This is a genomic window from Enterococcus sp. AZ191 (assembly GCF_051713845.1).
Classification (GTDB): Bacteria; Bacillota; Bacilli; order Lactobacillales; family Enterococcaceae; genus Enterococcus_B; species Enterococcus_B durans.
The window spans coordinates 2,013,973-2,034,697 of record NZ_JBIOQS010000001.1; the positions used below are offsets into that span (position 1 = coordinate 2,013,973).

The 20,725-nt window shown below is 34.7% G+C and carries 23 protein-coding genes, 1 pseudogene and 1 other annotated feature; of the genes and pseudogenes, 4 read left to right on the forward strand and 20 right to left on the reverse strand.

Going from position 1 to position 20,725, the window contains the following annotated elements; all coding sequences use genetic code 11:
• Positions 1-512: 512 nt before the first annotated feature.
• From IGI47_RS09700 to IGI47_RS09725, 6 genes are all read right to left on the reverse strand, one after another.
• Positions 513-2,399, reverse strand: a complete 1,887-nt coding sequence (locus tag IGI47_RS09700; RefSeq protein ID WP_438784067.1) for a hypothetical protein — start codon at positions 2,397-2,399, stop codon at positions 513-515.
• 98 nt (positions 2,400-2,497) lie between these two features.
• The gene (locus IGI47_RS09705) at positions 2,498-2,806 is read right to left on the reverse strand and encodes a hypothetical protein (RefSeq protein ID WP_438784068.1); all 309 of its coding nucleotides are present in this window, start codon (positions 2,804-2,806) and stop codon (positions 2,498-2,500) included.
• 75 nt (positions 2,807-2,881) lie between these two features.
• Complete coding sequence (locus IGI47_RS09710; RefSeq protein WP_060470793.1) at positions 2,882-3,268, reverse strand: hypothetical protein; 387 nt, start codon at positions 3,266-3,268, stop codon at positions 2,882-2,884.
• 57 nt (positions 3,269-3,325) lie between these two features.
• Complete coding sequence (locus tag IGI47_RS09715) at positions 3,326-3,511, reverse strand: hypothetical protein (RefSeq protein ID WP_010778191.1); 186 nt, start codon at positions 3,509-3,511, stop codon at positions 3,326-3,328.
• A gap of 33 nt (positions 3,512-3,544) precedes the next feature.
• Complete coding sequence (locus IGI47_RS09720; RefSeq protein ID WP_060470792.1) at positions 3,545-3,745, reverse strand: hypothetical protein; 201 nt, start codon at positions 3,743-3,745, stop codon at positions 3,545-3,547.
• 828 nt (positions 3,746-4,573) lie between these two features.
• A complete protein-coding gene (locus tag IGI47_RS09725; protein WP_311931369.1) occupies positions 4,574-4,720 on the reverse strand; it encodes a hypothetical protein in 147 nt (48 codons plus the stop codon).
• Between the two features lie 672 nt (positions 4,721-5,392).
• Between IGI47_RS09725 and IGI47_RS09730 the strand changes: the two genes are divergently transcribed.
• The gene (locus tag IGI47_RS09730; RefSeq protein WP_005876746.1) at positions 5,393-5,773 is read left to right on the forward strand and encodes a PH domain-containing protein; all 381 of its coding nucleotides are present in this window, start codon (positions 5,393-5,395) and stop codon (positions 5,771-5,773) included.
• A 194-nt stretch (positions 5,774-5,967) separates the two neighbouring features.
• Here the strand turns inward: IGI47_RS09730 and IGI47_RS09735 are convergent, their stop codons facing one another.
• The 4 genes from IGI47_RS09735 to IGI47_RS09750 are packed head-to-tail and all read right to left on the reverse strand — an operon-like array spanning position 5,968 to position 9,932.
• Positions 5,968-6,801 (reverse strand): energy-coupling factor transporter transmembrane component T family protein, encoded by an 834-nt coding sequence (locus IGI47_RS09735; protein WP_438784070.1) that lies wholly within the window; start codon positions 6,799-6,801, stop codon positions 5,968-5,970.
• Complete coding sequence (locus tag IGI47_RS09740; protein WP_438784072.1) at positions 6,791-8,479, reverse strand: ABC transporter ATP-binding protein; 1,689 nt, start codon at positions 8,477-8,479, stop codon at positions 6,791-6,793. Before IGI47_RS09740 ends, IGI47_RS09735 begins: the two co-directional genes overlap by 11 nt.
• Before the next feature lie 16 nt (positions 8,480-8,495).
• Entirely contained in the window at positions 8,496-9,047 is a 552-nt protein-coding gene (locus IGI47_RS09745; protein WP_438784073.1) for an ECF-type riboflavin transporter substrate-binding protein, read from the reverse strand.
• A 45-nt stretch (positions 9,048-9,092) separates the two neighbouring features.
• The gene (locus IGI47_RS09750) at positions 9,093-9,932 is read right to left on the reverse strand and encodes an SAM hydrolase/SAM-dependent halogenase family protein (protein ID WP_438784074.1); all 840 of its coding nucleotides are present in this window, start codon (positions 9,930-9,932) and stop codon (positions 9,093-9,095) included.
• Between the two features lie 100 nt (positions 9,933-10,032).
• Positions 10,033-10,281: a binding site (T-box leader), on the reverse strand.
• A 187-nt stretch (positions 10,282-10,468) separates the two neighbouring features.
• On the opposite strand from IGI47_RS09750, the pseudogene IGI47_RS09755 reads away from it, so the two are divergent.
• Together IGI47_RS09755 and IGI47_RS09760 are read left to right on the forward strand one after the other, a co-directional pair.
• Positions 10,469-10,588, forward strand: a pseudogene (locus IGI47_RS09755) (DUF3788 family protein); the annotation flags it as partial.
• Positions 10,589-10,881: 293 nt separating this feature from the next.
• The gene (locus IGI47_RS09760) at positions 10,882-11,682 is read left to right on the forward strand and encodes a hypothetical protein (RefSeq protein ID WP_438784075.1); all 801 of its coding nucleotides are present in this window, start codon (positions 10,882-10,884) and stop codon (positions 11,680-11,682) included.
• 113 nt (positions 11,683-11,795) lie between these two features.
• On the opposite strand, the gene IGI47_RS09765 is transcribed toward IGI47_RS09760, so the two are convergent.
• The 8 genes from IGI47_RS09765 to IGI47_RS09800 all read right to left on the reverse strand — a co-directional run bounded on the left by IGI47_RS09765 (position 11,796) and on the right by IGI47_RS09800 (position 17,889).
• Complete coding sequence (locus IGI47_RS09765) at positions 11,796-12,083, reverse strand: putative quinol monooxygenase (protein WP_311931363.1); 288 nt, start codon at positions 12,081-12,083, stop codon at positions 11,796-11,798.
• A gap of 15 nt (positions 12,084-12,098) precedes the next feature.
• Positions 12,099-12,737 carry a nitroreductase family protein gene (locus tag IGI47_RS09770; RefSeq protein WP_438784077.1) on the reverse strand — a complete coding sequence of 213 codons (639 nt, stop codon included), beginning with the start codon at positions 12,735-12,737 and terminating at the stop codon, positions 12,099-12,101.
• Between the two features lie 17 nt (positions 12,738-12,754).
• Entirely contained in the window at positions 12,755-13,174 is a 420-nt protein-coding gene (locus tag IGI47_RS09775; RefSeq protein WP_311931361.1) for a MarR family winged helix-turn-helix transcriptional regulator, read from the reverse strand.
• A gap of 220 nt (positions 13,175-13,394) precedes the next feature.
• On the reverse strand, positions 13,395-13,667 hold the full coding sequence (locus IGI47_RS09780; protein ID WP_438784078.1) for a hypothetical protein: 273 nt from the start codon (positions 13,665-13,667) through the stop codon (positions 13,395-13,397).
• Between the two features lie 267 nt (positions 13,668-13,934).
• On the reverse strand, positions 13,935-14,423 hold the full coding sequence (locus tag IGI47_RS09785) for a GAF domain-containing protein (protein WP_438784079.1): 489 nt from the start codon (positions 14,421-14,423) through the stop codon (positions 13,935-13,937).
• A gap of 221 nt (positions 14,424-14,644) precedes the next feature.
• Positions 14,645-15,355, reverse strand: a complete 711-nt coding sequence (gene budA / locus IGI47_RS09790) for an acetolactate decarboxylase (protein WP_311931358.1) — start codon at positions 15,353-15,355, stop codon at positions 14,645-14,647.
• A 12-nt stretch (positions 15,356-15,367) separates the two neighbouring features.
• The gene (gene alsS, locus IGI47_RS09795; RefSeq protein WP_311931357.1) at positions 15,368-17,032 is read right to left on the reverse strand and encodes an acetolactate synthase AlsS; all 1,665 of its coding nucleotides are present in this window, start codon (positions 17,030-17,032) and stop codon (positions 15,368-15,370) included.
• 296 nt (positions 17,033-17,328) lie between these two features.
• Positions 17,329-17,889, reverse strand: coding sequence for a GNAT family N-acetyltransferase (locus IGI47_RS09800; RefSeq protein ID WP_438784081.1), 561 nt, complete (start codon positions 17,887-17,889; stop codon positions 17,329-17,331).
• 227 nt (positions 17,890-18,116) lie between these two features.
• On the opposite strand from IGI47_RS09800, the gene IGI47_RS09805 reads away from it, so the two are divergent.
• Entirely contained in the window at positions 18,117-18,782 is a 666-nt protein-coding gene (locus IGI47_RS09805) for a helix-turn-helix transcriptional regulator (protein WP_311931356.1), read from the forward strand.
• An 80-nt stretch (positions 18,783-18,862) separates the two neighbouring features.
• On the opposite strand, the gene IGI47_RS09810 is transcribed toward IGI47_RS09805, so the two are convergent.
• Together IGI47_RS09810 and IGI47_RS09815 are read right to left on the reverse strand one after the other, a co-directional pair.
• Positions 18,863-20,281 (reverse strand): cation:dicarboxylate symporter family transporter, encoded by a 1,419-nt coding sequence (locus tag IGI47_RS09810; protein WP_311931355.1) that lies wholly within the window; start codon positions 20,279-20,281, stop codon positions 18,863-18,865.
• A 14-nt stretch (positions 20,282-20,295) separates the two neighbouring features.
• On the reverse strand, positions 20,296-20,721 hold the full coding sequence (locus tag IGI47_RS09815; protein WP_438784461.1) for a hypothetical protein: 426 nt from the start codon (positions 20,719-20,721) through the stop codon (positions 20,296-20,298).
• Positions 20,722-20,725: the final 4 nt, after the last annotated feature.

Here is a 20,725-nt window from a genome sequence, read left to right on the forward strand (position 1 = left end):
GGTTTTAAGCATCTATTTTTGAAAAAACACCTCACAGATTCAATTAAAAATTTTTTATGGGTAATTCTACACTAACTATTCGATTTAAGGTGTTTTTTATCTCAAATAATGTAAATATCTAATGATAAACAATTAATAAGTATTGATATATCAGTCTTTTTTAAAGTTTTAAATAGAGAGCAAATTTTACACATTTGACTAAATTTAAACATCTATATAAGTAAGCAAGCTCTGCTTGCTAATACTCAATCATTAAATTTAGAAAAATAAGTGCTTTAAAGCTTGATATTTCAAGGCAAACCTTTTATAGCCCCCCTAAAGTAATATTTATATTATATATAGGGGGGCTATGAAGCAATTAAAGTAAAGATAAGGTTGATATATCAGTATTTAGCTTACATTGATAATGATTAATTTATGTAGTATATTGCTTATTCTTAAATATTGAATAAAGAGATAGATAATAGCAAATAAAAAAGAATACTGTTAAATCAGTACTCTCCTTTCATTTATTATTTTAAATAAAATACATTACCTTTTATTACTTCTGATTTATCAATATCTAACTGCTCTTTTAATTCTTTAGATATTTTATCAAAAGCTAAATCTTGTGAATAATAATTGCTATATTCTAGCACCACTTTATTTCTAAACTTTGTTAGATTTTTCTGTATTTTCGGAAATTTATTTTTCTTCAATAATTCAACTAATGTTGAATTTTTAATATAATTTGTATCATTTTCTATTAGATAAGTATGTATCACACTCATTATCATTTCAATTTTTTTGGTCGAATCATTACTTATCACTAAATTATCAGTAATATTTTTAACTTCAGAATCAAATTTTTGGGGAAATACTTTTAATGCTATTTCCTTGGAATAATTAGTATATAACCATTCAAAATTAAGACTCCCTTTGACTGTAAATTTTTTAGAATCTAACTCTTTTAGAATACTTTCGACAGTTTCTAAATCTGCATTATCAGTAATGCTTAAAAAGTTTGGGTATCTTTTATATCTTTTTAAATCTGTTTCATTATTACTCTTAACTCTTGATTTATCAATGTTTTCCAATAATTGCTTATCCACATTTTCTATTTTTTCTTTGATTAAAATATCTGTCAAAGTCAACAAATACATACATTTAACTACTGTTTCTTTAGTAACATTTTTGTGTTTAATTTTATGATTAATTTGTTTTGTTAGATTATCAACAGTTAGATAGCTCATTATCTTAACATTTCCTTGCGAATCAATATATTTGTATTCAGAAACAATTTTTAGCATTGCTGTGATTTCTTCTAAATTTCTGTTTAAAAATTTATAACTAGTTGGATAAAGAGTTGATAAATCAGGGTTTTCTAAATTACTAATTAGATAATCAACTGTTCTGATTTGTCTTTGTATCAATGTGTCTGTAATTAAACTACTATCTGTTAGATACATTAATAACTCGATAGCCTCAAAAGCTGTTATATCAGCCAATTTTGCAACTAATCTTACTAAATCCGCTCTAAAATTGTTAGCAAAATTATGATAAATTTGTGTTTCTGTTTCAGAAATGTAAACTCCTGCAGATGGCTTATTATCTTCAAAAACAATGCAATTAAATGATTTTTTTGTCGGTAAATCAAGGAACTCTAACATATCTACTTCAGTTTTAAAGAAATGATTTACACTTGTTTCATTTTTGAATTGATTATTTAAAACATTAGTATTGCTATATTTAATAGCAATAATTTCTTTTGCTTGCTTAAATTTTTTGTCTTTGATTAAGTCAGAAACATTAGTATTATCAATGATTTCAAATTTTTTAGGTATATTTACTTTATATTTCTTTACTTTTTCTTTTACTTCTAAAACTTCTTTTACCACTTCAGATTTTTTAAGTCTATTATTAAAATCAATCTCTATAAAACCACTATTACTCCCAAAAAACAGGCGGTTAGGGTTAATTGTGTGTCTATCTGCTTGAGGATATTTAGATAATAAAGTTCTATATGCTCTTGTCACTTCGTCTGCTGTGTTTAATTCAGATTCTAAAGCAAATACAACTCTAAACTTATCAACTGCTTTAGAATCGCTAAATGTTCTATACATAAAGCAAGCATTGTCTTTAATAAATTTATCATTAAGTGCTTGCTCTAAAGTAAATTGATTATTTAAATCTGTGTTATCAAAATCAAGCATTAGTAGTGATTGTTGCTCTAATTCTGATTGTTTTAAGTTAGCTATATAAGTTGCTAACATTACTGTTCTGCCTTTTTCAGCTATTTCTTCAGCCAAATCTCTTAAATCTAAATCTGCTTTTTGTTTATATATTTTGTTTGTGATTATTCCAATTTCTGAATTTTTTGGTTTGTTTTTAAATTGTTGATTATCTAAATATACTTGCATGTTTACACTCCCTTCTGTCATTTTTTTAGTTTTTAAATTTTAAAAACTTTATCAGTAGTTAGATAACTTAATATCTAACTACTTAAAAACCTTTAAAATCAACCTTCTTCAACTTCTCCAAAAATTTCTTCAAAATCCTCAGCACCTAAGTTTTCCATTGCAAATTCTTTAGCTTCTTCTTCAGAAACTAGATATATTTCACAACTACCTGATGTTGTATTATTTCCGATTTCTTTCGCATATTTTGATAATGGACCACCTTCACCATACATAAAAAATGCCCCCTTTTTAGTTTGATAAAGCTCTTCTAAACAATAATTAAAATCTCTTTGATTAGAGTACTCATAAGTTGCTATTAATGTTGCTGTTTCTGTGTCATATTTTTTTCCTTCAATAATTTTTTGCATAGTATTTTTACCGTCCTTTTTATTTTTTAGTATTCAAATGAATACAATAATTATTTTTAAATTTTTTAAAACACTTTAAAGTGTTACTGATTGTGATTCTAAACTGTATGTTAAGTATTGATTTAATAGTGATTTAAGTGTTTTAAGATTCATATTTCTAATTTCAATATCATTATCTTTAATATAGATATTCATGCTGTAATAAGTATGTCTGCATGATTGGCTTAGATTCTGTTTAACTACTAACAATCCACCATTTTCTAAATTAAACTCTTCATACCTACTATATCTTTGCTCTGTTGCTCTTCTACCATTTGCACTCAAGCTTGAACTCCAGAAGTAGCTGTTTTTGCATGTTTCATGGTTGCTGATTAAATCTCTCAATGTTTCTATTGCCCATTTTTCTTCATTACTGAATATTAATTGATTAAATAATTGTTCTTCTTGTCTTTTTGTCGACATTCCAATCACTCCATTTTTATATTATTTTAGATACAATATTTATTTTGAAAATTTTTATTAAAAATCCTTGTCAAAAATAGAATTAGTTATAGCATTAGCTCTTAAAACAATATATAATGCTAATGCTTCAGACTGTTCAGATGTATGTCTTCGACTTAAATCACTTACTAAAGCATAATATATTTCAATTTGTTCTTCTTCTAATCCTAATTCTTCTAACTGCTTAATTTCCTTATTTTTCATGATATTTACCTTCCTTTTATTTTTTGTATTTAATTAGATATAATAATTTTTAAGAAATTTTTTTAACTCTGATTGCTTATTATTACTAATGTTGTAACCTTTTTTTAAATAGTTGCTTAAATGTTGTTTAGATATATTGCAATTACTAACTATAAATGATTGCTTTACTCCTTTTTTATTTACTAAATCTAACAACTCTTGTCTTAAAACACCTTCTTTGTCTTTATTTTTCAAGTTAATTACCCCCTTTTTTATTTTTGTATTTATAAAGATATAATACTTATGTCTGTTACATCTACAGTTATAGCATATTTAAAAATAAAGTCAAATTTAAATGTTGACTTTATTTTTAATTTATGTATCAATCAAATATACCATAAAAATTAAACTGTCAATCATTGATACATCAACATTGTTGATATGTAAGCATTTCTAATTTTTGCGATATGATTGAGTATAAAAGTTATATACTATAAAATATTTTTTGTCATTTTTATCAATCTTAAGAATTTCTTAATAATTTATATATAAAGATATATAAAAAAGTAGTCTAAAAGCGATTAGACTACTTTTTTGTATATTTATGTGTTTTTTGATAAAAAACTTAAAAGATTTAGTTGCGATAAAATACTGATTTATACACATATTTATTTACTAAAATGACACACTTTTGACCCAAAATTTTTAAACTAGAGCTATTTTTAGCTTAATTTTAAGTGTTTCTGTCTAAAATAAAATTCGAGAAACATTGATATAACAGTAATCTGTTGTTTCTTATTTTTAAGTAGCAAAACACTTCGACTCCCACCGTCTCCATATATGTATTGTTGAGGCAAACAAACAGGTGTAAAAAACGTTGTTAAATCAACGTTTTTTTATTTTGACTAAGAAGAAGAATGAAAAAATTTTGTATTTTTTTTGCATCACAATATCCTTCTGAGAAAAGGGAATTTCAAATATTTAATTTGTCGAATGGTCCCCAGATGAAATCTTTTGTAGTCTGGATTTTTAAACCTTCTTTTAGTTCGCATCAAAAAGCTTAATAATAGTTTGAAGTGAATGCTACTTTAAGAATTCTTGTTCATATACTTGAATGATTTCTTCCGCTCTTAATTGCTCAGATCCACTCAACTGTTGCTTCACATCTTGATACTCTTCCCTCATATTTTCTAAAACTAACGGAGCCTGATACGCAAACCACTCTGACATGGATTTTTCTGGATACTTTTTTTATATTCTGGATAATCCATAATCGTGATCATTACTCATCAACCTTCCAATAATTAAATCCATAAATCTAAATGTTTTTCTTGTTTGGCTTATCTGCTATTTTAGTTGTCGACTTTCTCGCCACATTACCACTATTCATTTGATAATATTATTATAAATATCATCATAATTGTATTCCTTAATAAATCCAATTTGCTCGAAATTTTATGTAACAAGTATTAGTCAGCAGTTTCAGTAACAACTAAAGTAATACGGATTTCTGCATTTATTTCGTTTTCTCCTAACGAATTCCTAAACTATTTTTCCACGGTTCTATTTGTAAACTACAATTCGACTAACTCATTGACACACATCAGTTTTTAAGTCATCATAAATATATAGTTAATCGTAGCTATTGATTTACCATTCCTATGCTTTTGTGAATACATGTTCATGAAGATCAAGTATATTCTTTAGTAAAAAACTAAAAAGGACTTTTAGGAAGATATCTTATCAAAACTTATGAATGCCAACTGAATTATTCGGAGAAAAATGAATCGGTTCTGTTAGAAAGTCTTGTCGCTTTCTTTTATAAAATTAAAACCCGTGTTGCCACACGGACCATCTTTTAAAAATGACAAATCTATTATATCAGAAATGAGGAATCAAGAAATGGGATTATTCGATGGACTAATGGGAAATGCTGCACAACATGATAATAAATCTGTAGAAAAAGAACTACAAGGGGTTTTAGTCCCTAATGAAAACGTTGATTTAGCTTTTAAATTAGTAAGAGACTTAATTGTTTTTACAGACAAACGATTGATTATTGTTGACAAACAAGGCGTCACTGGTAAAAAAGTAGAATATAAGTCGATTCCTTATAAATCGATCTCACGTTTTTCTGTAGAAACAAGTGGTCATTTTGATTTAGATGCAGAGTTGAAAATTTGGATTTCTAGCGCTGAACTTCCAGCCGAGAGTCTACAATTCCGCAAGGACAAAAATATTGTAGCTATTCAACAAGCATTAGCTTCTGCTGTTTTATTCTAACTATTGAAAATCATTGAACCAATCTAACAGTGATCCGTCCTTGTTTTTGACAGAAAATCCACCGAAAAATCAATTTTTTTGATAATGAGTAAGTCAATGAGGCTTTCACTAACAAACAAAAACTGGAAGACTGAAAATCGTAAAAAAGATTTTCAGTCTTCCAATTTTTTGTCTTGAGACATATATCCAAAACTCTAGCCAAACGGATTATAAAAGCGTCCGCCATCGATGAACAATAAAGAGATCCCTGCGGCACACAATAAGATTACCAGTAATAATGCCAAATAATCGTTGCGCTTCAAGGGTTTAGCTAACAACCAAGTGCGGCTTTTTTTCTTACCGAAACGACGAAGCTCCATCGCCGAAGAAATCGTTTCGATTCGTTCTAAACTGGAGAAAATCAAAGGAATCGCAATCGTTAAATTGCCACTTACTCGTTTCATCAACGAGGCTTTCTTGGATAGCTCATTTCCTCGAGCTTGCTGTGCTTTTGAAATCGTTCGAAAATCTTCTTGGATATCTGGGATATAACGCAATGCTAAAGAAAAAGCATAAGCGATCTTATATGATCCACCTACTCGATGGATACTTGATGCCAATTCACTAGGGTTCGTCGTCAAAATAAAGATCAAACCTGGTGGAATCGTGACGAAATATTTGATCAGCAGATTGAACTCATAAAAAAGTTGTTCTTGTGTGAGTGTATACCGGCCGATTCCTTCAAAAATCACATGTCTTGTTCCATAGATCGTCACACCATATTCTGGTGCAAATAGATAAACCGTCAGCAAATTCAAAATCGAAAAGAATGCGATGAATTTCAATACAAAGGAAATCTCACGATACGTAATTTTTGCTGTTCGAAAAAGAATAATAGAGAAAAGCGCAAGCACTAGCAAAAAACGTGTGTCATAAGAAATCATCCCAACTATTGAAATCATTAAAAAACACAACAATTTAGTGAAGCCGCTAAGTTGATGGATCACCGTTTTTTTCGGCAAATAACCGATCAAATTATTATCTGCCATCAGTAGGTACCTCCTCATGCTGCATGAATGCCGACACAAAATCGGTGGCATCTGCTAAATGATTGTTTTGTGCCAAACGATAGAGACTCGTTTCACGCAGACTTGCTGAGGCAACTAATTCTGCCGAAGATAAGACATTGGCAGGGGTCTCATCCGCGATGATCTGTCCTTGTTTCAATACCAACGTCCGTCGGGTGTGTTCCAACATCAGGTGCATATCATGGGTGATCATCAAGATGGTAATTCCTTGCTGGTTCAACGTGCGTAAAAAGGTCATCATTTCATTATAATGGTAATAATCTTGCCCCGCTGTAGGTTCATCGAGGATCAGTAATTCAGGCTCGAGTACTAAAATAGTTGCAATTGCTACTCGGCGTTTTTGCCCGTGGCTCAATGCAGAGATTGGCCAATTACGAAATTCGTAGAGTCCGCAGACCTTCAATGTGTCAAAAACTTTTTCTTGGATCTCCTCAGGATCGACACCCTGGTTCTCCAACCCTAATGCGACCTCTTCAAAAATCATATTCTTCGATAGCATTTGATTGCTATTTTGCAACACGTAACCTATTTTATCGGCTCGTTCCTTGATACTTTCATTTGCAATGGATTGCCCTTTCCACAATAGTTCACCTGTTTGAAGAGGATAAAAACCTGTGATCAGGTTCGACAGCGTAGACTTGCCTGCCCCATTATGCCCAACAAGACTGACCATTTCTCCTTGATAAAGTGTCAAGTCAATTTTTTTGATGACTTGTTCATCCCCAAAGCCAAAGGAAATATTTTTCAGTGTCAGTAATGGCGTTTCTTTTAACGGAATTGCTTTGAATTCTCCCTGATCCTTGGATAACGCCGTTGCTATTTCTGGGGAAACTAGTTGATCGACCTGTGTTAGATCAGAAAACTCTTCCAAAGAAATACCCGCACGTTTCAAAGCAGAGATATACAAAGGTTCGCGTATACCATACATTGTCAAAAGGTCACCTTTTAGTAATTCTGTTGGCGTGCTATCTGCGATGATCGTTCCTTCGTTCATTAGAATAACACGATCGATTGGTGCTGCTAAAACTTCTTCCAAACGGTGTTCGATAATGATTGTTGTAAATTTTTGCGACTGATACAACTGGTCAATCATTTGAATCGCTTCATACCCCGTTTGTGGGTCGAGATTGGCTAAAGGTTCATCAAACAAAAGGATCGGCGTTTCATCAATCAAGACGCCAGCCATCGTTACACGTTGCTTCTGACCACCAGAGAGATCTTGTGGGCGTTTTTCTAATTGTTCCGATAGATTGGTTTTTTCAGACCAATAATTTACCGCCTTGCGCATCTCCGTTTGCTCAATCATCTCGTTTTCCAATGAAAATGCAATATCTTCAGCCACGGTCAAACCAACAAATTGGCTATCCGTATCTTGCAATACTGTCCCCACATCTAACGAAAGGTCATAGATGGTAGATTCGCCAAACAACTTCCCGTTGATGTTCAAACTCCCAGTAAAACTACCTTTTTCATTTTGCGGGATGATACCATTCAAACATTTCCCTAAGGTAGATTTTCCTGAGCCACTAGGTCCCATGATCAAAATCTTTTCTCCTTGTTTGATGGACAAATTGATATTTTTCAGCGTGGGTTCGGCTTGGCTATCATATTGAAATGTAAAATCATGAAACTCGATCATTTTATATCCTCACGTTCTAATCTTCTTTATTTAAGCTACCTTTTTTCGTTTTCGTCTGTGCATAGGCTTTTAGCAAAATAACACCGATAACACCTGTTACAATCGCATTTGTGATCCCTGCAATGATACCTTGTGTAAAGACCTTGCTTGGTGCCTCCGCATAGATCAAGATATCTCCGATTGGTGCAATCACTACCCATGTAATCAAATTGGCGATCGTTTCACCAACAAGAAATGTCCCAATTTCTTTTTTCCCAAAAGTTCCTTGTTCGATTGGGATACGTTTAGCTAACAAGCCAAAGAAGACACCTAAAATACCTGAAGCAATGATCCATGACCACCATGCCCCATAGGTCGTCAAGTCACCAAGTGCATGGCCGATAAAGCCTGCTAACCCTGCAACGATAGGGCCATAAACAACGCCTAACAATGCCAAGAAAGGATACGCCGTTGCGATATCCGTATTAGGAATCCCTGTTGGAATAGTTACGAAACGTTTCAAAATGAAGAAGACCGCTGCGCCGATACCAATTGCTACAATGTGTTTTACCGTGAATTTCTTACTCATATTTTTTACCCCTTTTTAATTAATACGTAATAAGTGCTTCTTTTCTTAGTTCTTTGTCAGTTCGATTTTCCAGTCATTACCTGTTCCGATCTTATATACAACTGAAAATGAATCCAGATTGATCCCTAAACCAACGTTCAATAATGAATTGATGTATAATACCGCTTTTTTTGACGCTACTTGAGCAAACGAACGTCCAAAGACAACCTCATCTTGGTAACGGACTACACCTTGATAGTATATTTTTACTAGTAAACTTTGTCCATATTCAATTTGCCAATTTTTGAAAAAATCCACCGGAATGTTCGTCCAAAGTGAGCCGAAACGAATATCAGTGATATCGATCGTACCTGTCGTTTTATGTTCATTTTGAGCAGGAGCAATCAATGGGAATGTTACTAACTCGCTTGTTGGAATGACTGAACCTAGTTCGTCAAATCGTACATTTCCACTAGCTAGTCGAGCCCCATTGTACACATAGACATCGCGTCCATGGAATGTATGACTTTCTGATGAACCTGGCAAGCGCTGTGTTTCTTCATCAATTTGACGGACTTCTTTGATTCCTACGTATTGTGCCAAATATGTCAATGTCCCATTGTCTGGCGTGATGACATATTGCCCATCTTTTAATTCCACCACGACACTTCGACGCGTTGAACCAACCCCAGGATCAACAACCGAAACAAATACCGTGCCCGCTGGCCAATAACTTGCTGCTTGCAATAGACGGTAACTTGCATCATGAATATTGTATGGTTCAATCTCGTGAGTGAGATTATTGATGATCAAGTTAGGCTCAACTTGATAAGCCACTCCATACATTGCATTTACCGCGCCATCTTGCAACCCAAAATCGGTTTGTACTACTAAAAAACCTGCCATAATTCGTCCACCTTCCAATTCTTTATGTCCGATGAGTCTCTTTATAAGATAGTCATCCTTGCTTAAAAACAAATACAAAAAATGCCCCTAGCAAAAATTTGCTAAGGGCATTGGACATGCGTTACCACCTTTAATCATAAAATCCTCACAGATTTCATCTCGATCAGTACCCAAAAAGTTTGCATCTTGGAGACTGTGTCTTGTTAACGGGGACAACCGTATTTCCTTCATAAATTCGGGAAATCCGCTCAAAAGCCATTTTCAAGTAATTGATGCGCATCCCCTCTCACCAAGCAGGAATTCTCTTTAGCGTACATGGTTACTCTACTTTCTTTTTCATCGCATTTTAATGATTGGTAATAAAATAGCAGAGTTCATTTGATTTGTCAATCAAGAATAAAATTTTATTTCTATTAATGGTGAAAATAAACCTAGTCAAGATTGGTTACTTACTATTAGGAGGTCGAGACAAAAGTCAATTAGGTTTGAGAAATTTCAAAAAACCTGACTTTTGGACGCCGTTTATTTGAGAGAGGCTGGGACAGAAGTGTTTAACTCCGAGAAATAAGAAGAAATGAACGAAAATTGCTTTTCAAATTTTTGTGAATTTCGGCTTATTTAAGAAGGAGTTGCTTCTGCTCCCGCCGTTTATTCGAGAGTCTGTAGCAAAACTGACTTTTGATTTGTCCCACTCCCATATAAATTTTTGTATTGTCTACCTTTTTTCTCTTTCGTTCACCCTATAAAATTACAGCAATAACTAAAGGGACTAAGAAAAAATTTTTTCTTTTAGCTATCCTAATGCTGACTTTCTGATTTTTGTGCTATCGATTTTACTAAGTAAACTTTTTTCAAAAACAAAAATTAATTACATAGGGAAAAACTGTTGTCCATTGTTGGAATTTTTACTTCATACTGTATAAAAAGTTATTCGAAAAGAGGGAACTATATGAAACCAGAAGAAAAGAATAGTTTAAAACAGGAATTACTCCATTCTATATTTTCCTATCGCCAACAACAAATAAATAACTATCAACAAAAGTATACAAAACAAGATATAATAGTGTGTCTCTCCCACTTAAAAAGCAAAAAGCCTGAGGATCAATCTTTTTTTGATCAAACCATTTCCGCTGCTAAACAATTGACTTTGCCAAGTATAGAAAAATATTTTGTCCGTCAACTTCAAAGTAGAATGATTACAGTTGATAATTTCAGCGTACAGTATGAATTGATTGCAAAAGAACTTGCGCAAAAACTTTGTCCTTTAGATGATCTTATATACATAGAAAAAATGCTCACTATAGAGTTGTTAAAAGAAAAGATCGAAAAAAAGTTAAAGTTCTATTCGGCAGATACGAAAAAGTTTTCCACTTATGATTGGCAGCACCAAGACACTGATTTTGATTCTTTCTACCAAGCAGCTCAAATTGCTTATCCGCAATTCAATTGGAGCGATCTCTTGTCATCAACTACGCTTGAAGTCAAAACGAAATTGTATAAAACAATGAATCCTCCAGATTATCACTACAAAAATGAATTGTTTAATTTCATGCTCTACCAGGTTACTACTGAACATCTTCAATTTTCAATGCGAAACGGGGGTATAACTACAAGTGTCGTTTCTAAATTTAAGGCCCCTCCTTTACCATCTATTTCCCAACTAACTAAAAAAAACAAAGCTGCATCTGCACTTGATAATGAGAAAAAAGAACCGCTAAGTAAGAAGACATCGTTACTTACCAGAGACTGAGTACTAGGCAGCAGGACCTGATAGTTGGAACAAAAAAACGTGAGAAACCGACAGCTAAGTCTAATTCTCACGTTTTTCATTGGTTTAATAAATGTATAGAAAGCTATTGTTTTCTAGTCAATTGTTTTTGAAACGACAATCTCTGATTTTTTACTGCTGTATTCTGGCATGCTATGGAATAATTTTTGCAATAATGGACTTTGGTTATGTCCCTCTACAGCTTGTTGATCCCGCCAGTTTTCGATCATGACAAATTCATTTTCTGTATCAATTGATTCAAACAATTTATAACTTAGACAACCGTCTTCTTTTTTTGTTGCTTCGGTTAAATTTTTAACTTCTGCTAAAAATTCATTTCTTTTTTCAGGTTTAATAGAAAATTTTGCATTGATTACGATCATATTAGTTCCCTCGCTTTACTTAAAAGATGTGATTTTTTCTGAAGCTAAACGAACAGATTCATACCCTTGGTCTACTGCTTTACCTACTGATAGAATCATAACAGGTATATAACGTTCTTTATCTAAATCAAAAGCTTCCGCCAATTGATCGGCCTCAAATCCACCGATTGGATTAGTATCATACCCATGACTACGAGCAATTAACATGAACTGCATTGCAGCTAAGCTAGCATCGATTTTTATAACATCATTCATTTCTTGACGAGTAAGGTTTTTGTAGTAAGGAATAATAGCTGCTAATTGTTGGTCACGGACTTCAGCTGGCATTTTTCCTTCTTCTACTGCCTGGTTGTAGATTTCTTCGCCGTATTCATAGCATTCCATGTCTCCAAAAATCAAGACCATTGCAGAAGAAGTATCATTTTGACGTGTGTTGAAACGGATCAGTGGTTTTAATTTAGCTTTTGCTTCTTCACTTTCGACTACAACAAAGCGCCAAGGTTGTAGATTTACTGATGAAGGAGCTGTTGTTGTTTCTTGGATCATTTCTAACATTTCTTCATGAGAGATTTTCACTCTTTCATCATAGACACGTACTGATTTTCTACCAAATACGATTTCTGAAAAATCATTGTTTGCTAATTCTTTGCTCATTCTTTTCGCTTCTTTCTTTATTCATCGGTATTTTGATATAACTTATCTAATAATCGAGTTAGTTCAATTAGTTCTTTCTCAGATAAAGAGAGACACAAAGAGTTATTGGATTTTTGATGATCTTTCTCACAATGAGCCAATTCTTTGATTGCTTTTTCTGAAAGTAAAACGAATACTTCACGATTATTTTCCGGATTTCTTTTTCGTATAACGTATCCTTTCTCTTCCAATATTTTTAAATGCCGTGAGATAGCTGCATTGTCAATTTTCATCTCTAGTTGGATCTGACTCTGCAAGCATTCCCCATGTTCACTTAAAAACATCAGCAGCTCATATCTAGTCAAGCTGAAACCAGTCTTTTTTTCAAATAAAGCTGTACCCTCTTGACTAATAATTTTGATTTGATAGAGCAACTGGCTTAGTTTTCTTAAATCCATCATTTTCCTCCTTCATTGACTAATCAATTATTGACTTGTCAATAATATAGACGATATCTTCAAATTTGTAAAGTAGCAAGACAAAAAAGTTGAAGCAACCACACGCCTCAACTTTCTAGCTTTATTTTGTAGGAGCAAGTCTAAAAATATTGGCTTATTACTGAATTTCCGATGTAAAATGAACCGTTTCAAGCATTCTCCTTAATTGCTCAGAGTGCTATCAATATGATACTAGTGATGAATCAAGAAACAACTGCATGTTCATAAATTCTAGCTGGTGTGGTATCTCATGCAATTCACAAACTTCCGAATACTTTGCGACAACTTTACCGCATTTTTCTAATATTTCTTCATGGTCGCACTCTTGGTATTCCTCTATACATAAAACGACACAATTTTCCATTTTACTGATCACTTCGCCAATTACTTTGTTTTTTAAGCCAATTGGTTGGCAAGCATATTTTTGTCCTAAAATGATTTCTTCGTTACTCATATCTCATCCACCTTTAATCGTTTTAACATTTTACAAAATGATAATAACATTAAAATTATATTATGAAAACTAAAAACCATTATAATATTTCAAAAAAATGAGGCAAAAGTAACAATACTTTCACCTCATCCGCTAAATTTTGAGAAATCATAGAGACAGAAGGACTTTCATCGAAAAAATAAACCAACATTTTCAAAAATTGAACTGCGACTCTCTCAGTTTCTTCTTAATTTTTTCGGCTCGACACTACTATTTCATCCTCATTTTTCATTTAGAAATAACACTAATTGGCATATTTTCAACTAAAAGCGCTACATATTTCTCCAAGTTTTCTTGATCGATGTGGTCGTAGCCATTGGTGACGCCACAGTCAATGTCTAATACTCCGATCAATTGGTCGTTTTTGACCATTGGTACGACGATTTCAGACTGCGCTGCTGAATCACATGAAATATAGTTTTCATGGGTTTTAACATCGGCAACGATCAATGAGATCCGTTTTTGTGCAGACTCCCCACAAACACCTTTGCCCATTTTGATTCGCGTACAAGACACGCGTCCTTGGAAGGGTCCTAAAATCAATTCTTCGCCATCGAAAAGATAATAGCCGGCAAAAACTGTTTCTGGTAGGGTCTCATTTAAAAGTGCGGAAGAATTGGCTAAGTTAGCTAACCAATTGTCTTCAGCTTCCAATAGTCCTTCTTGCTGTAATAATAATATCTGGTATGCATCCTTTTTTTGTTTCTCTGTCCACATGACCCCATCCACTCCTTCTATGCAAGAAATTATAGCCTAGAAATCGTGGTCTGACTAGTCTATAAATTTAAAAGAGTTGAAAAATTTGTTTTCTCCGCATTCCACCGCTTTCTATTCACCCTCAAACAATAAAAGCGTGTGAGAAAAAGCAAGTCACACTTTTTTCCCCACGCTCTCTCATTTTTATTGGTAACACAACCATGATTGCTTGATTGCCGTATCTATTCTGCTTGTTGGATTTCTTTTTCCAAATCTGCATAGTCGATTTCGCTTTGAACAAAAGTCGGATCATTTACTGGAAAGTGTTGGACTAAGCTTTCGATTTGGCTACTTTCAACAGTACCATTCGCTAATTCAAATTCCATGACATGCCCACCAAATTTTCTGGTATCATCAATAAAATGCAGATGGAACCCAGCTGCCGCCACACCTTGGAATAGTTCTGGGGTAAAAAATCCTACGAGCGTACCTTGGACATTCTCTTGATAGAACTCCGGTTGCGATTCAGAAATCTTGGCTAATCTTCGATAAGGTTTTTCTTGTTTTGGCATGATTCGGATATGCATTTTTTTGAAGGTACCTGTGATTTTTATCGCTAAAAACAAGTTTTTCCCATCTTCTTTGTCAAGGATGTCTTTTTTTAATGTTTCGCCTTCTGTTGCTGTTGTTACATCAAATGAACGATCGGCTGTGAAGTCTGTAATGGCAGAATAAGGCGTCAGTTCCTCTCCTGTCAATCGTATGACTGCGCCATCAGAACGACCTTGATAGGCTTCCCCATCCAAGAAAATGACTTCTCCATCTAATCCATGTAATGTGCCTAGTCCCAACGTTCCATGTTTGAGTACTTGACCGATCGTTTCAGTTCCGTCCATCAAGCCGGCCATCAATGCGCCTAAGGTTCCGTGTTGATACAATACCTTTTCACTCATGCTCGCATCTCCTTAATAAAATTGATCTGGTAAGATCGTTTCGCCTAATTTTTCATTGTCACGGTAATCAATCGGAATATCAATGATCACAGGACCTTCTGTTTCAAATCCTTCTGCTAATGCTTTATCCAATTCTTCCACATTTGTCACACGTAACCCTTTCGCACCAAATGCCTCTGCATATTTTACAAAATCAACTGGGCCAAAGTTGACACCAGATGAACGTTGATATTTCATGATCTCTTGAAATTCTACCATGTTGTAGCGACCGTCATTCCAAATCAAATGAACAATATTCAATTTTTTGCGTACTGCTGTTTCAAGATCTTGTGCAGAGAACAAGAAACCGCCATCCCCTGATACTGAAATGATTTGTGTGTTTGGTCGAACTAACGCCGCAGAAATAGCCCAAGGTAAGGCAACTCCTAATGTTTGCATGCCGTTACTGAACAATAGATGACGTGCTTCATAACTTCTAAAATGACGGGCCATCCAGATATAATGACTACCGACGTCAACAGTCACAGTCATGTCATCTGTTACTTTTGCTTGAAGCGTATTGATCACTTCTAATGGGTGCAAGATTCCTTCTTCACTTTTTGATTCAACGATATCTCTTGCCGCAAGTTTTTCTTGTAAAGAAGCAAGGTATTCCTTCGCGTCAACAGATACTTGTTGAGGTTCTAAGGAAACAGTCAATAGATTTAATGTTTCTGAGATATTTCCGATCAATTCTCTTTCAGGCTGCATATATGGATCAATTTCTGCTGGCGTTTCATCAATCACAATAATGCGCGCATCTTTTTCGGCATTCCAGTTTCTTGCTTCATATTCGATAGGGTCATAGCCAATTGCAATGACCAAATCACTACGTTTCAACAACATATCTCCAGGTTGATTTCTAAATAGTCCGACTCTACCAAAGAAATGTTCTTCTAACTGACGGGAGATCACTCCTGCTGCTTGGAAGGTTTCTACTACAGGCAAGCCTGTTTTTTCAACTAAATTCCTGATTGCTGTGGTTTCTTTTTCACTTGACCCACGCATTCCTACAAGCAGGACGGGTAATTTAGCTTCACGGATACGTTCAGCCAAATAGTCGATATCTAAAGCTGATGCTGATCCCAATTGAGGGTCTCTCAAAGGTTGGATTACTGCATTTTTAACAGGTGCATCAACTACATCTTGTGGGATACTGATGAAGCTTGCCCCCTTTTTAGAGCTTTTCGCCATACGATAGGCATTTGCGATTACTTCAGAAATCGTTTCTGGATCTTGGATTTCAGCACTATATTTTGTGATAGGCTGGAACAATGCTGCGTTATTCATGCTTTGATGCGTCAATTTTAGCAGATCACTACGTTTTACTTGACCAGCAATTGCAAGAACAGGATCACCTTCAGCAGTAGCAGTAACTAACCCAGTTGCTAGGTTGCTTGCTCCTGGTCCACTTGTAGCAATCACTACGCCCGGTTCACCTGTGATCCGCCCGATTGCTTGAGCCATAAAAGCCGCATTTTGTTCATGTCTAGTAACGATCAACTCAGGGCCACCATCTTCTAGTTCATTGAACACACCATCGATTTTTGCACCTGGAATCCCAAATACATAATCCACATGATGATTGATCAGACTTTCTACTACAGTTTTAGATCCTTGTTTCACTTTATCAGCCATTGTTTTTCTCCTTTTTCATTCCATTTAATTAAAAATAGAGATATTGATTAGTACAGTTTTAAAACCTGTTTCAAAATGTAGTTTAGCACTAATCAAGCAATTTGTGTAGTAATATGTAAAAAAATATAGCGATAGAAGTGATACACTTCAAAAATAAGCAGGAATTCAAAAAAACACTTTTCACATTTTTGAGGATTTCGATTTTCCCTTTGACAGTTTACTTCTGTACTTTTCTTCAAATTTAAAGGATGAGCTAAAAGTAATTTTTACTTTAGTCTCATCCTCTTGGCCTATTCTCATGAACGATACGTCTTACCTAAAATATTTAATCCGATCACACGATCTCCCATGTGTGCGATTTTTGGCAGATATCCCCAAGTACCATAGCCATTCTTTTCAAATAGATGTTGACTTGCTTGATTGATATCAAAAATAAAGGCTAATACTGTTTCGATCTTCAGGCGTGACAACTGGCTTTCGACAAAATGCAACGCTTTTTGTCCAAGCCCAAGTTTCTGACAGGATTGATCAATGTAAATACTGATTTCTACCGTTTGATCATAAGCTGGCCGTCCATAAAAGTCACTAAGACTGATCCAACCAACAACTTCACCTTTTTCTTCGATAAGCCATAAAGGCCGATGAGCAGGGTCATGCGCTTCAAACCAGTCGATTCTTGACTCTACTGTGATTGGTTTCAAATCTGCTGTAGTCATCTTGCCAGGAATTGCTTGATTATAGATTTCAACGATTCGTGGTAGTTGCTCTATGGTTGCGTTCAAAAAATTCGTCACTGCTTCTATCATCCCATTCATATTAAGGTAAAATTTTTTAAGGACAATTATAGCATTAAGCACGTTAGATAGCCATCCTTGATCGTCAAAATAAAAAAAGGCGAGATCAACCCATTTTTTTGATTCCATCAGTTCAAACATACTATAAGAAAAAAGCTAGCAATGCGAACAGAGATACTGCATTTAAGAGTGAAAAACACCATTTGCCACCGACTCTCTTCGATTTTTCTAATGAAAGCGACAAGCATACATGATATGATAGAGGTAATAAAAAATTATCAGGTGATAAAATGGATAAAAATAATTTGAATTTTTATAGTTCATTAGTCAAATTTCTTGGTCAAGCTTTAGGTGAAAATTATGAAATCGTTCTACATAACCTTGAAGAGGACCACTTTCATATTGCCGCCATCGAAAACAATCATATCAGCGGTCGGGATATCGATTCACCGGTAACTGGATTTGCTTTGGACTTGATTCGTTCAAAAAAACATCTGACACAAGACTATTTAGTGAACTACAAATCCCAGACGATCAACGGAAAAAATTTGAAGGGTGCTACTTTTTTTATCCGAAATGATCAAAATGAATTGGTTGGATTGTTGTGTATCAATCAGGATATAAGTAAATATCAGCAGTTGTCACAAGAAATACTGGGATTAGCTGGCTTAGCAAAAGAATCACACTCCCATGTCGCCTTAGACACTGCTTTATTCTCTGACTCTGTTGAGATTTTGGAAGAAACGATTGAAGGAATCATTTATTCGATTGTTTCGCCAGACTTATTGGATCAACAAATCACGCTAAATAAAGATTTAAAAGTTGAGATCATTCGTCAGTTAAATGAAAAAGGGATATTCCAAATCAAAGGGGCAGTCTCACAAGTGGCTAAGATCCTAAATATTTCTGATCCAAGTGTCTATCGCTACCTTAAAATAGCCGAAAAAACAAAATGAAAAAGAAAGGTCGAGCGTAGGACAAAAGTAAGAAACACTTCTGTCCCAATCTCATCCTTTCTCCACTTTTTTTCTTTTATTTATTCTTCACTTGACTTTTTCGTTACTGGTGCCAAGAAAGCTTCCTTGTCAAATGTCCCTTCCCACTTATCTACCATGATGGCAGAAACCATCGCACCAGCTACATTCAACATGGTACGTCCCATATCAACGATCGGATCGATCCCAAAAATTGCACCGATACTTGTCAATGTGTGACCAAAACCTAACCCATTCAATGTAACGGTTGCAGCGACTGTCGCTGTACCTGGTACGCCGGCTATACCAATTGAGCCAACGGTAACTACGACCACCACTAAAATATAAAAGGAAAGGTTCATTTCTGCACCAACAGCCGAGCCCATCAACACACCTAACATCGCAGGGAATACCCCAGCACACCCATTCATTCCAATCGATGTTCCTAATGTAGCGACAAAATTTGACGTCTCCAATGAAACACCCAGATCTCCATTCAATGTTTTTAGTGTATAAGGCAAAGTACCTACACTAGAATGGGATGAAAAAGCGAATAATAGCGTCGTGAAGGCTTTCTTATAAAAGATCCATGGGTTGACACCCAGTACCATAAGAAGGAACACGTACACGATAAGCATGAGTATGACACCTGTATATAATGCTGCGATAAAGCCGATCATCCCCATGATTGCTTGGATACCTCTGGAAATGATCGTATTACTCACTAATGCTACCACACCGTAAGGCATCAATTTGATGACATTTGTCAGCACCGAATTCACAGTCACTTTCAAAGAATCAAGCAGAGTCACAAATGGCGCAACTTGTTCTGGTTTTTTTACTTCTAAAAAACGGATCGCGCCGGCAAACATTGCCGCAATGATCACGACTGAGACAATACTACCATTGTTCCCCATGACACTGATGATGTTATTAGGCACAAGATTAAGGAAAAATTCTGGGAAACTTTGCGAAGCGATATTAGTCATGTTTTCGACTCGTTCTGCTGCCAGATCACCAGCAAATTCTGCACCATTCAGTTGAAACAGTTTCACAACAAGTATACCTAACAATGCAGAGATCGCAGTTGTTCCAAGTAATGTGGCAAAAGTTTTCCCTGTTAGATGCTTCAAGCGCTCGCCTTTCACTTCCACCACAACTTTGATGATCGATAAAAACACGACCGGAATAGCTAATAATTGGATCATTTTTAAAAAGCCCGATCCAACTAATGCATACCATGTATTGATTTCTGTTCGAGCAAATTCCGTATAGACTTCATTAGTGGAACCAACTAGATCCACAACAATTCCTAAGATCAGACCTAGTATCAAAGCATAGATCATTCGTTTTGAAAAATTGACTCGTTTATTTTTCATGTATTTCATGATAGCTAATGAACCTAACAATAAGACCAGTCCAAAGACTGTATAAAAATTACTTAGTTTTAAAAATTGAGTAAAAAAAGGGGCACCGATCACTTTATCCATCTCCTTTATTTTGCAGTATTTGCAACGACATTGATTGCTTCCCACGTGGAAGCAAATGGAGGAGCGTACGCAAAATCAATAAATCCTAGTTCTTTAGTCGTCATTTGTCCATGTATTGCCACAGCTAACCCCGTAGAACGGAGTACCGTTTCATTTTTGCCGAATAATTGGGCACCATACACTACTTTTGTCTGTTTGTCATACACAAGCTTGATTTTTATTTTTTCCTGCACACTATAATAGTTCGAATGGTTTGCTACCTCTACGCAAGTAGTACTGTAGTCCAATTTTGCTTGTTGCGCTGTCTTTTCTGTAAGCCCGACACTAGCGGCTTCATAGTCTCCGATTTTGATCGCACTACTACCTAATGCACCTACGTATTCTTCTGTTACCTTCTCGCTACTGATATTGATTCCCACGATTCGTCCCATTTTA

Excerpts from the sequence above, each read along its gene's own strand:
- IGI47_RS09700 (WP_438784067.1), bottom strand. The coding sequence starts at position 2,399 with ATGCAAGTATATTTAGATAATCAACAATTTAAAAACAAACCAAAAAAT.
- IGI47_RS09705 (WP_438784068.1), bottom strand. The coding sequence starts at position 2,806 with ATGCAAAAAATTATTGAAGGAAAAAAATATGACACAGAAACAGCAACA.
- IGI47_RS09710 (WP_060470793.1), bottom strand. The coding sequence starts at position 3,268 with ATGTCGACAAAAAGACAAGAAGAACAATTATTTAATCAATTAATATTC.
- IGI47_RS09715 (WP_010778191.1), bottom strand. The coding sequence starts at position 3,511 with ATGAAAAATAAGGAAATTAAGCAGTTAGAAGAATTAGGATTAGAAGAA.
- IGI47_RS09725 (WP_311931369.1), bottom strand. The coding sequence starts at position 4,720 with ATGTCAGAGTGGTTTGCGTATCAGGCTCCGTTAGTTTTAGAAAATATG.
- IGI47_RS09730 (WP_005876746.1), top strand. The coding sequence starts at position 5,393 with ATGGGATTATTCGATGGACTAATGGGAAATGCTGCACAACATGATAAT.
- IGI47_RS09735 (WP_438784070.1), bottom strand. The coding sequence starts at position 6,801 with ATGGCAGATAATAATTTGATCGGTTATTTGCCGAAAAAAACGGTGATC.
- IGI47_RS09740 (WP_438784072.1), bottom strand. The coding sequence starts at position 8,479 with ATGATCGAGTTTCATGATTTTACATTTCAATATGATAGCCAAGCCGAA.
- IGI47_RS09745 (WP_438784073.1), bottom strand. The coding sequence starts at position 9,047 with ATGAGTAAGAAATTCACGGTAAAACACATTGTAGCAATTGGTATCGGC.
- IGI47_RS09750 (WP_438784074.1), bottom strand. The coding sequence starts at position 9,932 with ATGGCAGGTTTTTTAGTAGTACAAACCGATTTTGGGTTGCAAGATGGC.
- IGI47_RS09760 (WP_438784075.1), top strand. The coding sequence starts at position 10,882 with ATGAAACCAGAAGAAAAGAATAGTTTAAAACAGGAATTACTCCATTCT.
- IGI47_RS09765 (WP_311931363.1), bottom strand. The coding sequence starts at position 12,083 with ATGATCGTAATCAATGCAAAATTTTCTATTAAACCTGAAAAAAGAAAT.
- IGI47_RS09770 (WP_438784077.1), bottom strand. The coding sequence starts at position 12,737 with ATGAGCAAAGAATTAGCAAACAATGATTTTTCAGAAATCGTATTTGGT.
- IGI47_RS09775 (WP_311931361.1), bottom strand. The coding sequence starts at position 13,174 with ATGGATTTAAGAAAACTAAGCCAGTTGCTCTATCAAATCAAAATTATT.
- IGI47_RS09780 (WP_438784078.1), bottom strand. The coding sequence starts at position 13,667 with ATGAGTAACGAAGAAATCATTTTAGGACAAAAATATGCTTGCCAACCA.
- IGI47_RS09785 (WP_438784079.1), bottom strand. The coding sequence starts at position 14,423 with ATGTGGACAGAGAAACAAAAAAAGGATGCATACCAGATATTATTATTA.
- budA (WP_311931358.1), bottom strand. The coding sequence starts at position 15,355 with ATGAGTGAAAAGGTATTGTATCAACACGGAACCTTAGGCGCATTGATG.
- alsS (WP_311931357.1), bottom strand. The coding sequence starts at position 17,032 with ATGGCTGATAAAGTGAAACAAGGATCTAAAACTGTAGTAGAAAGTCTG.
- IGI47_RS09805 (WP_311931356.1), top strand. The coding sequence starts at position 18,117 with ATGGATAAAAATAATTTGAATTTTTATAGTTCATTAGTCAAATTTCTT.
- IGI47_RS09815 (WP_438784461.1), bottom strand. The coding sequence starts at position 20,721 with ATGGGACGAATCGTGGGAATCAATATCAGTAGCGAGAAGGTAACAGAA.